Genomic DNA, 13,813 nt, shown 5'->3' with positions numbered 1-13,813 from the left:
TGGTGCTTTGAATGAAGAAAGGGCGGTCCTGCTCATGTTGATCCCCCGTCAAGCGACGTTTTCAAGCGCAGCCGTTTTCCGAGTTCGGAAGAGATGCCTGGAAAACGGCGACGCAACGCAAAAAGGCGCCTGATGACACGGAGTATTGAACTCCGCGGCATCAGGCGCCTTTGCCTGAATATCGATGTGCCTGAATATCGATGCGACGCCCGAGAGCCGACGAATGAAGCGGCATCGTCAGCCTACCGGGGCGTGCCATGGCTATCTGGCGCGACGCTGCCTCGATGCAGCGCCGGCCTGGCGATCGCGACCGCCATTGGTCGCCGATGGTGGAACTCAAGCGAAGGCCATGCCAGCTCACCGATCTTCAAATCGATTCAGTGGGTTGGTGGCAAGGAGCGCTGACGAAAGCGGGCAGGAAGAGGGCGGATGGGCGCTGGCTTGCGCAACGCCGGTGCAGCGTTGCGCGCTTTCGCACCAAAGGTTGGCATGAACGCCCCGAGACCGGGTCTCTCGACTGCCAGGCGCGGGGTGGACGCGGCTGCAGAAGGTTGTCGAAAAAGGAAAAAGCGGCCGGTGGCCTGCTTATTGCTCTGATCCTTTATCCAGGCGTGCCAGTTGCCAACGCCGGCAACGAGCAACGCTCCGGCACGCAACACCGGCAATGATCACAACGCACCGCGGATACCGGCAGGATCACGCGGCAGCAGGCAAAGAGGCCTGACCTCACGTTCAGCGTGAAGTCAGGCCTCTTTGCGTTTCAGGGAGGCGTTCATGCCCAATCCGTACAGCACGACCGATCCACAGCCTCGGCGGACGACGCCCCGCGAGTCGTTCGGCGGCACCGGCTCCTCTTTCGAGCGCACCGCCACCAGATCCTCTCCAGATAGCACCACGACCTGCCCGCCATACAAGGGCACCACGACCTGCCCGTATTGCGGCGTCGGTTGTGGCGTTGTCGCGACGATCGAGGACGGTGCGCTGGTCGATGTCGCCGGGGACCCCGCGCACCCGGCCAACCAGGGGCGTCTCTGCGTCAAGGGCAGTGCGTTGCACGAGACGATGGGCGAGCGGGGGCGCCTGTCGCATCCCGTCGTCGATGGCGAAGCGGTGGGCTGGGAAGAGGCGCTGCAGTGCGTCGCGTCGCGGCTGGCATCGACGCAGCGCGAGCATGGCCGGGAGTCGGTGGCGGCCTATCTCTCCGGACAGCTGCTGACCGAGGATTATTACGTCGCCAACAAGCTGTTCAAGGGCTTCCTGGGGACGCCTCATGTCGATACCAATTCGCGGCTGTGCATGGCCTCGGCGGTGGCCGCCTACAAGCGATCTTTCGGCGCCGACGCAGTGCCTTGCTGTTATGAGGATCTGGAGTGCGCGGAACTGGTCGTGCTGGTCGGCTCCAACCTGGCCTGGAATCATCCGGTGATCTATCAGCGGCTGAAGGCCGCCAAGCAGCGCAACCCGCTGATGCGCATCGTGGTGATCGACCCCCGGGTGACGGACAGCTGCGAAATCGCCGACCTCTATCTCGGTATTGCGCCCGGCAGCGATGCCCGGCTGTTCAACGGACTGCTGGCCTGGATGCACGCCGCTGGCCGGGTCGACCGGATCTATCTCGAACGCCATACCCGAGGCTTCGAAGAGACGATGCAGGCTGCCTGCGAAGACGATGTCGGCATCGAGGCGGTCGCTCGCGACTGCGATGTCGACGCCGAGCGGCTGGAGACCTTCTTCTACTGGTTCGCCACGCAACTGCACGTGGTGACGCTCTATTCCCAGGGCATCAACCAGTCGAGCAGCGGCACCGACAAGTGCCAGGCGATCATCAACTGCCACCTGGCGGGCGGCAAGATCGGGCTGCCGGGCGCAGGGCCGTTTTCGATCACCGGCCAGCCCAATGCCATGGGCGGGCGCGAGGTCGGAGGTCTGGCCAACCAGCTCGCGGCGCACATGGACTACCACACGCCGGGAGCCATCGATCGGGTCACCCGGTTCTGGCGCACCGAGACGCTGACGCCGACCTTGCCCGGTGCGCCGGGTTTCAAGGCCACCGAGCTGTTCGACGCCATCGAGCGAGGGGAGATCCGGGCGGTCTGGATCATGGCGACGAATCCGGTGGTCAGCCTGCCCGAAGCCAATCGCATCAAGCGCATTCTGGCGGCGTGCCCGCTGGTGATCGTTTCCGACTGCATGGCGAATGCCGAGATTCTGGAGGTCGCGGACATCGTGCTGCCGGCCACTGGCTGGTCGGAAAAGGATGGCACCGTCACCAATTCCGAGCGCTGCATTTCCCGCCAGCGCGGGTTGCTGCCGCCGCCTGGAGAGGCGCGTCACGACTGGTGGATCATGACCCAGGTCGCCGCACGTCTCGGCTTCGCCGAGGCATTTCCCTATGTCGATCCTTTCGAGATCTTCGACGAACATGCCCGGCTCTCCGGTTTCGAGAACGCGGTCGAAGGCGAGGGTAGCGAAAGCGACGGCGCCACCTGGCGGCCGTTCGACATTTCGGGGCTGGCGGGGCTGGACCGTGCCGGCTACGACGGCCTGGCACCGGTTCAATGGCCGGTGACCGCCGCGGCCCCCGCGGGCACGCCGCGGCTATTCGAGAACGGCCGCTTCGCGACGCCCGATGGCCGTGCCCGGCTGTTGCCGGTTCGTCCGCAGGCGGTACGCCAGGAACTAACCCGGGAAAGGCCGCTGCGCCTGAACACCGGTCGGGTACGGGATCAGTGGCATACCATGACGCGGACGGCGCGGGCCTCCCGCCTGATGAACCATCGCGGCGAGCCCTTCGTCGACATTCACCCGCTGGATGCCGAACGCCTCGGCGTCGCCGACCAGCAACTGGTCGAGCTGACGGGGGGCGATGGTCTCTATCGCGGCCGGGCCAGAATCGCCAAGTCCCAGCGGCCGGGAGAGCTGTTCGCGCCGATGCACTGGAACGACGCCTTCAGCGGCCAGGCCAAGGTCAATGGCCTGGTGGCGGCGGTCGTCGATCCGATCTCCGGGCAGCCTGAATCGAAGCAGGCTGCAGTCAGCCTTCGTCCGCTGCCGATCTCCTGGGAAGCGACATTGATCGTCGCCGCCGACATCGCGGCCGAGATCGCGCCTGCTATCGAGAGTGGGCGCGAAGACTGCGCCTACTGGGCTCGGATTCCTCTCGCTCATTCCGTGCGCTGGCAGCTTGGCGGTCAACCGGATGCCGCTGGACGCGACTGGCTGGCATGGGCCGAATCCCATCTGCCCGGGCCGGTCTCGCAGTGGAGTCACGACAAAGCGCGCGGACGGCTGCGCGCCAGCGGTATCGATAACGGCCGGCTGCGCTGGTGGTTGATGGTCGGGCCACCGGAGGGGCTGCCGTCGTTGCGCTGGCTGGACGACTGCTTCGCCAGCGAAGGCGACCAGTTGCTCGATCGAGAGACGCGGCGTCGCATCCTGGCCGGCTGTGCCAGCGGCGCGCGCAGCGACGGCCCGATCGTCTGCAGCTGTCATCAGGTCGGCCAGAATTCGATCATTGCCGCCATCCGCGCCGGCGATACCAGCGTCGAGGCGCTGGGTGCACGCCTCGCCTGCGGTACCCAATGCGGTTCCTGCCAACCCGAGCTGAAAGCCCTGCTCGAAGAAGAGACACAAGAGGAGATGGCCGATGCCAGCCTATGATGCAACTCAAGGCAATACGCGCGGGAAGAGGCTGGAGACGGCCGGCTGGATGGCTCGGCTCTATCAGGCGGCTCGAAACCGAGTCGTGACCACGAGATCGACGAGAAACGTCGTCGACTCGGCTGACGATGCCGGCCGGGTCTCGCTGGTCGGCGCCGGGCCCGGCGCCGCGGATCTGCTGACCGTGCGAGCCCTGCGACGAATCGAGGCCGCACACGCCGTGGTCTATGATCGGCTCGTCGGCCCCGACATTCTGGCCTTGCTGCCCCGGGGCTGCGAGCGCTACTACGTCGGCAAGGCGCGTGGCAACCACAGCGTGCCCCAGGCGGAGATCGGCACGCTATTGGTGCGGCTCGCCGCCGAAGGAAAGCGGGTGGTGCGTCTGAAAGGTGGCGATCCCGGAATCTTCGGGCGCATGGGCGAGGAGCTGGCAGCGCTGGCCGAGGCCGGCATCACCCCCGACATCGTGCCCGGGATTACCGCCGCGTCCGGCGCCGTTGCTGTCATGGGGCTGCCGCTGACCGACCGCGCTCACGCCCAGCAGGTTCGCTTCATTACCGCGCAGGCGTGCCGGGACGATGTCTCCCTCGACTGGCACGCGCTGGCTCGGCGTGACGAGACACTGGTCTTCTACATGGGGTTGAGTCGTGTCGAGACCATCTGCGAAGGGTTGATCGGCGCCGGGCTGCCGTCCGACTGGCCCATCATGCTGATCGCCAACGCCTCGCTGCCGCAGCAGCAGACGCTGGTGGGCACGTTGGCGGACATGCCGCGAACGCTTGCCGCCAACCCGATGCCGTCGCCGTGCCTGATCGTGGTCGGCAGCGTCGTCGAGATGATCCCTTCTACCGCTGACCGGCTCTTGAGCCTCGAACGCCCGGTTTGACTGGGCAGTTCGAGGCGGGCGGCGTAGACTTCGCGGCTTTCCGAACGCCAGGAGTCTACGCGTGAGCCAGTTACCGCCTTGCCCGCAGTGCGGGTCCGAATACACCTACGCTGACAGCCAGCTTGTCGTCTGCCCCGAATGCGGCCATGAGTGGTCCGAAGCCGAAGCGGCGGCCGACGAAGGGCATGCAAGCGTCGTGACCGACGCCCATGGCACGCCGCTGGCCGATGGTGACAGCGTCACCGTGATCAAGGACCTGAAGATCAAGGGGTCGTCGCAGGTCGTCAAGGTAGGGACCAAGGTCAAGAATATCCGCCTGGTCGATGGCGATCACGATATCGATTGCAAGGTCGATGGTGTCGGCGCCATGAAGCTGAAATCCGAGTTCGTCAAGAAGGCCTGAACCGACGTCAGGCCTTCGGTGGATCCATCGGGCTTCTTTTCGCCGTCGACCGGCTCGGGATTCGTCATCACAGGCGGGGGACCACAATGGCTTGGAAGATCGCGCGGTTGAATCGCGATGACACGCTCGGCATCGAAACGGTGTCGCGTTGGACCTTCGACGCCTGGGGCGGACTTCACCCGCGCACGACGTTCGAGGAGTGGCGGAACGAAACCCGCAACGACTGCGGTGCCAAAGGCGTGCCTTCGATATTCGTGGCCATGAGCGCCGGAAAGCCGATAGCTACCGCGAGCCTGACAGTCAGCGACATGAGCATTCGGCCCGCCATGGGGCCTTGGCTCGCCTCCGTTTTCGTCCTGCCGGCCTGGCGCGGCCGCGGTATCGCCTCGGCATTGGTGGCGACGGTGGAAGCGGAGGCCCGGGCAGCGGGTTGGCGACGACTTCATCTCTATACACCGGACCAGATGGCGCTCTACGCGCGGCTGGGTTGGGTGCCCTCCGAATCTCTGACCTATCGTGGCGAGCGCGTCACGCTGATGCACCGAAATCTCTGAAAAGAGCCGCTACCCGAAGGCAGCGGCGAAGATCGCATGGACACGCGATGGAGAAGGGCGTGATGACAAAGCGTCATCGAAAAGGGGTGTCGCTCAGCCGGCAACGGCCTCCCGCTCGACATCGCGCTCGACGCTGCGCTTGCCGTCGGCCTGATGATAGGCCTGGTGCTCCTCGGCCTCCGTCGCCGGAGAAAAGCGCACCGCCAGGGCGAACAGCGAGGCGGCGATGACCGTCAGCCCCAGATAGAAAAGACCCTGTTGATAGGAAAGGGATTCCGAGCGGAACAGGAAACCGGCTGCCACGGCGCCCGCGTTGCCACCGGCACCGACGATCCCCGCGACGGCACCCAGCGCCTTCCTGTTGATGAACGGCACGACGCCGAAGGTGGCACCTTCCGCCATCTGCACGAACAGGCTGAACACCAGCATGATGCCGATCGCCACGGCCAGGGTCTGCATCTGGGCGAAGCCGGTCAGCGCGATGCCCTCGCACAGTAGCGCGATGAACAGCCAGCGTACCCGTCCCTTGAGCCCGCCGTTGCGGGCGAACAGGTCGGAGAAGATGCCGCCCAGGGTGCGCGCGAACAGGTTCATCATCCCGAACAGCCCAGCGATCAGCCCGGCCGTGGCGAGGTCGAGCGAGAACGTATCGAAGAAGTAGATGGCAGCGATGTTGTTGATCGTGAGTTCGACGCCGAAGCAGGCCGCGTAGACCACGAACAGCGCCCATACGCGGATATCCTTGGCGGCGGCGGCGAAGCTTTGCAGGGCGCCGTGTTCACGGGTGGCTGGCGGCAGTTCGCCGCGGGCCCGCAGATCGCTGAAATTGCCATCGGGTGCATCCTGGGTAAAACGGTAATAGGCCAGTCCGGTCAGGAACAGCACGATACCGGGCACGACCATCGCCAGCCGCCAGCCCAGCGTTTCGCTGACGCCCAGCATCAGCACGCCGGAAAACACCAGCGGCATCAGGATCTGGGTGGTGCCGCCGCCGAGATTCCCCCAGCCGGCGGTCGTGGCGTTGGCGGTGCCGACCACGTTGGGAGCGAACATCATCGTGGAGTGATACTGGGTGATGACGAAGGAAGCCCCGATCGCGCCGATGGCGAGGCGGGCCAGCAGAAAGGTTTCGAAACTGTCCGCCAGGCCGATCGCCATCACCGGCAGCGACCCGAGGCAGAGCAGCCAGGTGTAGGCCTTGCGCGGGCCGATGCGATCACAGAGCAGACCGATGACCAGGCGCACGAGAATGGTGATCGCGACCGAAGCGATGATCGTGTTGCCGATCTGGGTCTTGGTCAGGCCGAGATCGTCGCGGACGACGGCCATGAGCGGGGCGATGCCGAACCAGCCGAAGAAGCAGACGTGGAAGGCGAACCAGGAGAGATGGAAGGCTCGCATCTGAGGGGTGGAAAAGCTGAACAGACGTATCTTGTTGGCTTTGTGACGGATGTCCATGAAGATCACTCTCCGATGGTGGCGACGACACCGGCCGGTGCCGAGGGCATGAAAAAACGGCGCCCATCTCTCGTCATGCGGTGCATGAAGAGCGATGGACGCCGTTGTCCGTTGCGTCAGCCGGTCGACCTTGACCGTGCTTCAGCGAATGTCTGGCTCGGAACCGCTGGAGCAGGCTCCTGTCGGGCCGCCATTGGCCCGGACTTCTCTATCCAAGCAGAAGCCGTACCAGAATCCTCGAAAAGGCGTCGATTCAAGTAGATAAGGTGTGAAGTCGAAGGCGGGCAGGCACCAATGCGCCATGACAGCAGGCAGGATCGCGACCCGACGGTGCAGCATGTGGGAGGCGTGCACCAGCGGGTGGCGTGGAAAGACGATGAGGGCTCAGGAACGCTCTCGAGACAGCATGTCGACGAGGTCGATCACGTTTCGGGCCACTTCGATCAACGGCTTGCTCTGGTCCATGGCGGTCTTGCGCATCAGGCGGTAGGCCTCTTCCTCGGAGAGGCGCTGATGGGTCATCAAAAGCCCCTTGGCGCGGTCGATCTGCTTGCGATCGCGCAGCGTCTTGCGCGTGCTCTCGAGTTCGTCGCTGATCTGCTGCAATCTTGCGTGTTGCGTCTGCACCAGGCCGACCAGCGAACGGCTGAAGCGTGACTCCATGGTGCTGGCCGTCAAGGCTCCCAGGCTTGAGGCCGGCTCTGCGTCCGGCACTTCCAGCAGCAGGTTCACCGGTGCCGCCCAGAGCTCGCCATTGAGCGCTTCGCGCAAGCCGACGCCGTTCTCTATCTCGCGCTCGGCCTGATGAATCCGGTCACGACAGCTGCGCTGCAACTCCTCGACCAGGCGATCCTCGATGTCTTTCATGGCATCGATCCGCTGGGTCATGATGGCGTACCACTGTTCCCCGGGATCATTGAGATCGTTCGGCAGCGGGGTGGCCTGGATGGCCAGATCGCGCAGTTGAGCGATGGCCAGATGGATCGGCTGGTCGAGCTCTTGCTGCCAGTGCGAGAGCAGCTCGGTGCTGGCGAATTCGCCGAAGGTTTCGAAGCAGCGATGTTGGGCATCTATCAACTGCTGCAACGTCTGGCGGTGCGCATCGTCGAACACGCCGAGCGTGAAGCCGAAGGCGCCACAGGCCCGTTCCTGTCCGGCGAGCTCCTTGCCCTGGATGAAATGAAACAGACACACCAGCACGCGGGTGATCTCGGTGTCGCTGGCGGTATCCGCCGCCTCGAAGATGACCGACAACAGGTTGCTGATCAACCGGTTGAACAGGCGCACCGCATCGTCGGCGGTGAGGCGCTGCGCCTCGATGTCGTCGCGAATCGGCGGAAGCGAGTCGAAGCCGTGCCACACCGCCGCGATACGGGTCAGCAGGCGTGCGTTGGCGAGATGGCGTGACGTGCGGTTGGCGTCGTCGAAGGAAGCCCACTCGTCCAGGCGCTGGCGCAATGTCGCTTCCGCCAACTGGCTATCGACGATGCGCTGCCGGCGCTGGTGCGTGAAACGCCGGCCAGCGGAACCGAGATAGATCGTGGAGGCGCCACGCTCCCGCTGCAGGGCGTGGACGAAACGGCAAATATCGCCGACCACCGCAGCGGTTTCCGCCAATCCGGACAGTTGCTCGATTTCCGATAATTTGGCTGCGCGCAGCAGCCGTTCGGTCGCATTCATGAGTCACCGCATCCCGTCTCAACTTGTTATTGTCGATACCGTTTGAGCAGAGCGTACGTTGGCGTGAGGGGAGAGTTCGACCAACGTCGAATATGACTCTACCGCGTACGTCCGATCGACGCACGTGGAGACGGGGACCGACTCGATGAGGCGCCACGCTCGAGGCGCGGCGCTGAAGGCGTTCGAGGGGAAGCGGAGCGCGTCGAGCGCAAGCAAGAGAGCGTGATCGAAAAGCGCGCGATCAAAGCGTGCACGATCAAGCCCCGACGCGGGGAATCGATGCAGGGAAGCGATGCCGGTAGCGTGTTCAGGAGTCTTTCGAGCGCACCTCGTATTCGCCATCGAGCACTTGCTGGGAACGCCCTGCCGAGTGGTTGCCGCCGTCGGGATCGGCGCTGCCGCCGGCATACTGCGCTCGAGAGGCGCGGAACTGTTCGGCGCGCTTTTTCATGCGATGGCGGAGAAACGGCAGCATCGCCCAGCCGACGACCAGGAAAAACAGGCCGAGCAGGGTGCCGACGATCAGCATGACGCCGAAGAGCAGCCAAGTGAACAACAGGCGCAGGCCTCCGGCACCCTGACTGGGACGAGTCTGCTGAACGCGCTCGCGCCATTGCTGCGCGGCACGCCAGGCCGCGTTGCCGGTATCGTGGCGGTTATCGGTCATCCACTTTCTCCTCGGTTGCTGAGAGGGTGTTTACAAAACAGGCGAACGAAGGCAAGACAAGGCAAAATTGGCCGAAAACACGGAGTTTACATGGAGTAAATGAGTATTTGAGGCCGATTTTAACGCTGGATTGTCGAGTGCAGCCCTTTTGTCAACACCCTCTGAGGGCGGCAGCGTTGTGATCATCTGTTCAACTCGTCCCGATGCAGGTCGAGATCGAGTTCGTTCTGCTGCGCGTTGTAGCCTTCTATCTCGATGCGACCATCACTGTCGACTTCGAGTTCCGCGAAATGTTGCATGCCGCGATTCTGGGCCTGTGCCAACGCGTTCTGCAACTCTTCGGCCGTCAGGCTCCAGTCCGGGATATTCGACTGGCGCTGACTTTCCCGCATCAAGGCACCGTCATCCAGCGCCATCGAGACGTCCAGTTCCCAGCCGTCATCGCGCCATCCCTCCACCTCGAGCCGGTTGTCGTCACGATCCACATCCAGCTTTTCGTAATGGGTGAAGCCATGGCTTTCGGCTTTATCGAGCAGCGTCTTCAATTGACTGTAGGATAGCGTCGTCTCGTCGGCCAAGGCGCTGACGCTGATTCCGCTTCCCAGTGCAACGGCAGGCAACATCCACAGACGGTATTTCATGATCGATCTCCTGAAGTTGGGTATCGGTAGTCGCGTTCTTCGCGACGGACCGGCCTTGTCGATGTCCCTCGTTATACTCGGGGGGACCTTGACGCGAACTGAAAGAGATATTCATCCGGGGTTCATCATCTACCGCCGTGATACGCCCGGCGGCCGATGGGGTGCCACGAGCTGTATTCATGTCGGATTCATGGCTATTACGGCACACTGGTGACATGAAATTTCGCAACCTTCTTATGCTGCTGACCCTGCCGCTGATGATGAGCGGTGCACTGGTGCCCGTGAGTGCCGATGGCGACAATTGGCGGGATCTCCACAAGGAGGTCAAGGAAGGCCATCTGGTCGGCATCGGCGAGATCATGGACTGGCTGGAAGCCCGCTACGAGGGGCAGATCCTCGAGGTCGAACTGGAGCAGGAAGGCGACCGGATCGAGTATGAAGTGGAAATGATCGGCCCCCGGGGGCAGGTCGTCGAATTCGAGTTCGACGCCACCAATGGCGAGTTGCTGAGTGTCGAAGGGGTGGATATCGCGGCGATGAAGAAATCGCCCTAGCCTGTCGTCGATACTGGCGGCCGGAGCCGCTTTTTGACATGGACGAACTCCGCCAGGGGCGATCGTTGCAGTGAAAGATGAGTCTTGAATCAGGGAGTCGGTAATGAAGGTACTGCTGGTCGAGGATGATGCGGCACTGGCCGAGGCGTTGGCAGCGGCGCTGGCCGAGGCCGGCCTGCTGATCGAATCTACGACCACCGGGCAGGAGGCTGACTTCCTGGTGCGAACCGAGCGCTACGATGCGGTCATCCTCGATCTCGGGCTGCCCGACGGTGATGGGACGCGCTGGCTCTCCCAGTGGCGCGAGGATGCGATCGATCTGCCGGTGCTGGTGCTGACGGCCCGCGAGCGCTGGTCCGACAAGGCGGCCGGCTTCTCCGCCGGCGCCGACGATTACGTCGTCAAACCGTTCGAGACCGCCGAGGTGCTGTTCCGGTTGCGAGCGCTGGTTCGCCGCAGCCACGGTCACGCTCATCCGGTGATCCGGATCGGGGAGCTGACCCTGGATACCCATTCGGGCAGTGTCTCGCTGGCCGGGCGACCGATCACGTTGACCGCGCAGGAGTCCCGTCTGCTTTCGTATCTGATGCATGCCTCGCCGCGTATCGTCAGCCGCGCCGAACTGGTCGAGCACGTCTACAATCGCGATCACGAACCCGACTCCAATGTCATCGATGTCCAGATCAGCCGGCTGCGGCGCAAGTTCGGCCGTGCCCGGATCGAGACGCTTCGAGGGCAGGGCTATCGCCTGGTGGATCTCGAGGCCGAGGCGTGAAAGGCCAGAACTCGCAAGGCCGAGGTCCGAAAGGCGTCCCGAGACACTGGCAACCTCGCTGGGTATCGCGCTGGGGAGAACGGCTGCGGCTGGCGCCGTTGGGTGCGCGCCTGCTGGTGGCCTCGCTGCTGCTGGTCATCGTGCTGCTTCCGCTGGCCGGCGTCGGGTTGAGCTACAACTTCCGGCAGTCCGCGACGGCCTCTTTCGATACCCGTCTCGAGTCGCTGCTCAATGCGCTGTTGGCCGGCATCCAGGTCGACAGTATCGGCCAGCGCCTGCAGCTGAACCGTTCGCTGGGCGACGCTCGCTTCGACCGCGTCTATTCCGGCTGGTACTGGCAGGTGAGCGACGGCAGCGATCTCACCTTGACGTCGCGTTCGCTGTGGGACCAGCGTCTGCCGATTCCCGAGCATCACAGTGGCCTGGCCGTCTACGAGGTCGAAGGCCCGCGCGATGACGATCTGCGCATGATTGAACGTGACCTGCACTTGCCGGGGCGCCAGGATGCGATCCACGTGGCGCTGGCCGGGTCGACCGCGGAACTCAACCATGAAGTCGAGCGCTTCGAGCGCCTGCTGATCGTGTCGCTGGCCACGTTCGGCGTGCTGCTGCTGGCCGGGTTGGCGTTGCAGATGCGCTGGGGGCTCGCGCCACTGCGGCGGATGTCTGCCAACCTGCGGGCTGTGGAAGAAGGGGATATCGAGCGCCTGGACACGCAACTGCCGGTGGAACTGAAGGAGCTGGCGCTGGCCATGAACGGCGTGCTCGAACGCGACCGTCGCCTGATCGAGCGCGGGCGCGCGGCGGCCGGCAACCTGGCGCATGCGCTGAAGACGCCGGTCAGCGTGCTCAAGACGCTCTCGGAACGTTTTCCCGAGGCCCAGCGTCAGCCCATCAATACCGAACTGGCCCGGATCGACGATGCAGTGCGTCATCATCTGGCCCGCGCGTCGGCAGCCGGCGGGGTGGCGTTCTCGGGGCGTGTCTCGATCGGTGACGCGATCGCGCCGGTCGTCAAGGGGCTGGCCAGGCTGGCCGAGCGGCGCGGCATACAGTTCGATACCGACATCGATCCGGACGCGGCGGCGCGCATCGACCCGCAGGACATTCAGGAGCTCACCGGGAACCTGCTGGAAAACGCGTTGCGCTGGGCGGACAGCCGGGTTTCGTTCAGGGTTTCCCGGGTATCGCAGGGCGTGCGCCTGCGGATCGAGGACGATGGCCCGGGAATGACCCGCGCTCAGGGGGAAGCCGCCCTGGCCCGGGGCGTCAGGCTGGATGTCCGCGGTTCTGGTTCCGGCTCCGGGGGTTCAGGGCTGGGGCTGGCGATCGTCGAAGACCTGATGATGCTCTATGGCGGCACGCTGCGCCTGGAACGTGCCGCCCTGGGCGGGCTGGCGGCGGATGTCTGGCTGCCGGCGTCGCCGGTTTCCGCGCGGATCGGCGACACGGCCAGCCAGCCGCCGGCAGCCGACTGATCGCCGATCACGCGATGTTCGCCCGCCGCGATGCCGTGATTCGGCTGCGTCTCTCCCGGAATCACCAGGTGCGAAGCTGGCCACGGACCACGGTGCGGAAGCCGCGCTGTTCCGGTGACTGAATCGCCGCCAGTGCCAGTTGCAGCGCCTGCTGCGCGATTTCCGGCAGATTGTGATGAATGCAGGGGATATGCAGCCCGAACACGTCGCTGTGCTCGATGTCATCGATGCTGAACAGCTGTACGTCCTGCTGCGGTACGATCCCTTGCTCATGGCAGAGTTTCAGTACCGCCATGGTGATCTGGTTGTTGGCACCGATGATCCCTTCCGGCCACGGATGCTCCTGCAGATACTCCCGCAGCGCCTGATAGGCGGGCTCGAAGCTGAAATCGCTGTACACCACGTCGAGCGAGATCCGGCGGCTGCCGATTGCTTCCCGCAGACCCGACATGCGGCCGATCGAGACCATCGAGTCGGCCGGCCCCGATACGGCAAGCAGTTTTTCCAGACCCTGCTCGAGACAGTAGCGGCCCGCCTGATAGCCGCAGTCGAGGTTGTCGATGTAGACCCCGCCGTAGTGGGCCGCCTTGAGCTCGCGGTCGACCAGCACGACCGGGATTCCCGCCGCCTCGAGGCGATCCAGATAGGCCGGGTGGTAATCGATGTCCGACGAGATGACCGACAGGATGACCGCATCGACGGAGAACTCGATCAGCTTGCCGATCGCTTCGGCTTCCAGCGTCTCCGATTCATAGGAGTCGAAGACCAGCACGGTGTAGCCACGGGCTCTCGCCGCCAGCGTGATCTCTCGGGTCATTCGACCGAAGAAGGGGTTGTTCATGTTGGGATTGACGACGCCCAGTGTCCGCGTGACAGCGGTCTCGCGCTGGGTCGTCTGTGACGGCGACACATAATTGAGCTCGCGAGCGATGCGCAATATCTGATCGCGCGTTTCGGCATGAACCTTTTCCGGCGAGGAAAACGTGCGTGAAACGGTGATCTTGCTGACCCCGGCCTGGCGGGCAATATCCGCGAGCGTGGTTCGAGGCATTGACCT

General features: G+C 64.2%; 13 protein-coding genes. 8 read left to right on the top strand and 5 right to left on the bottom strand.

Annotated features, from left to right (window positions below; genetic code table 11):
* Positions 1-257 precede the first annotated feature (257 nt).
* The 5 genes from BC443_RS18405 (at position 258) to BC443_RS00090 (ending at position 5,503) form a co-directional block, all read left to right on the top strand.
* Complete coding sequence (locus BC443_RS18405; protein ID WP_139284215.1) at positions 258-668, top strand: hypothetical protein; 411 nt, start codon at positions 258-260, stop codon at positions 666-668.
* Positions 669-774: 106 nt separating this feature from the next.
* On the top strand, positions 775-3,660 hold the full coding sequence (locus tag BC443_RS00105; RefSeq protein ID WP_083387115.1) for a nitrate reductase: 2,886 nt from the start codon (positions 775-777) through the stop codon (positions 3,658-3,660).
* A gap of 85 nt (positions 3,661-3,745) precedes the next feature.
* Positions 3,746-4,546, top strand: a complete 801-nt coding sequence (gene cobA / locus BC443_RS00100; protein ID WP_247643178.1) for a uroporphyrinogen-III C-methyltransferase — start codon at positions 3,746-3,748, stop codon at positions 4,544-4,546.
* 61 nt (positions 4,547-4,607) lie between these two features.
* Positions 4,608-4,949, top strand: coding sequence for a zinc ribbon domain-containing protein YjdM (locus BC443_RS00095; RefSeq protein WP_071229799.1), 342 nt, complete (start codon positions 4,608-4,610; stop codon positions 4,947-4,949).
* Positions 4,950-5,035: 86 nt separating this feature from the next.
* Entirely contained in the window at positions 5,036-5,503 is a 468-nt protein-coding gene (locus BC443_RS00090; protein ID WP_071229798.1) for a GNAT family N-acetyltransferase, read from the top strand.
* 93 nt (positions 5,504-5,596) lie between these two features.
* On the opposite strand, the gene BC443_RS00085 is transcribed toward BC443_RS00090, so the two are convergent.
* From BC443_RS00085 to BC443_RS00070, 4 genes are all read right to left on the bottom strand, one after another.
* Entirely contained in the window at positions 5,597-6,961 is a 1,365-nt protein-coding gene (locus BC443_RS00085; protein ID WP_071229797.1) for an MFS transporter, read from the bottom strand.
* 384 nt (positions 6,962-7,345) lie between these two features.
* Positions 7,346-8,641 (bottom strand): nitrate regulatory protein, encoded by a 1,296-nt coding sequence (locus tag BC443_RS00080; protein ID WP_071229796.1) that lies wholly within the window; start codon positions 8,639-8,641, stop codon positions 7,346-7,348.
* Positions 8,642-8,948: 307 nt separating this feature from the next.
* Positions 8,949-9,308, bottom strand: coding sequence for a hypothetical protein (locus tag BC443_RS00075; RefSeq protein ID WP_071229795.1), 360 nt, complete (start codon positions 9,306-9,308; stop codon positions 8,949-8,951).
* A gap of 182 nt (positions 9,309-9,490) precedes the next feature.
* A complete protein-coding gene (locus BC443_RS00070) occupies positions 9,491-9,949 on the bottom strand; it encodes a PepSY domain-containing protein (RefSeq protein ID WP_071229794.1) in 459 nt (152 codons plus the stop codon).
* A gap of 215 nt (positions 9,950-10,164) precedes the next feature.
* Between BC443_RS00070 and BC443_RS00065 the strand changes: the two genes are divergently transcribed.
* From BC443_RS00065 to BC443_RS00055, 3 genes are all read left to right on the top strand, one after another.
* Complete coding sequence (locus tag BC443_RS00065; RefSeq protein ID WP_071229793.1) at positions 10,165-10,503, top strand: PepSY domain-containing protein; 339 nt, start codon at positions 10,165-10,167, stop codon at positions 10,501-10,503.
* Positions 10,504-10,606: 103 nt separating this feature from the next.
* A complete protein-coding gene (locus BC443_RS00060) occupies positions 10,607-11,278 on the top strand; it encodes a response regulator transcription factor (RefSeq protein ID WP_071229792.1) in 672 nt (223 codons plus the stop codon).
* The gene (locus BC443_RS00055; RefSeq protein ID WP_083387114.1) at positions 11,275-12,756 is read left to right on the top strand and encodes a HAMP domain-containing sensor histidine kinase; all 1,482 of its coding nucleotides are present in this window, start codon (positions 11,275-11,277) and stop codon (positions 12,754-12,756) included. The genes BC443_RS00060 and BC443_RS00055 overlap by 4 nt, the downstream gene beginning before the upstream one ends.
* 61 nt (positions 12,757-12,817) lie before the next feature.
* Here BC443_RS00055 and BC443_RS00050 read toward each other — a convergent pair whose 3' ends face one another.
* The gene (locus tag BC443_RS00050; RefSeq protein ID WP_210766217.1) at positions 12,818-13,807 is read right to left on the bottom strand and encodes a LacI family DNA-binding transcriptional regulator; all 990 of its coding nucleotides are present in this window, start codon (positions 13,805-13,807) and stop codon (positions 12,818-12,820) included.
* Positions 13,808-13,813 lie beyond the last annotated feature (6 nt).

The organism is Salinicola sp. MIT1003 (assembly GCF_001858555.1).
GTDB classification, from domain to species: Bacteria; Pseudomonadota; Gammaproteobacteria; order Pseudomonadales; family Halomonadaceae; genus Salinicola; species Salinicola salarius.
The sequence above is the reverse complement of the archived record's forward strand: the minus strand, read 5'-3'. Positions and strand labels throughout refer to the sequence as shown.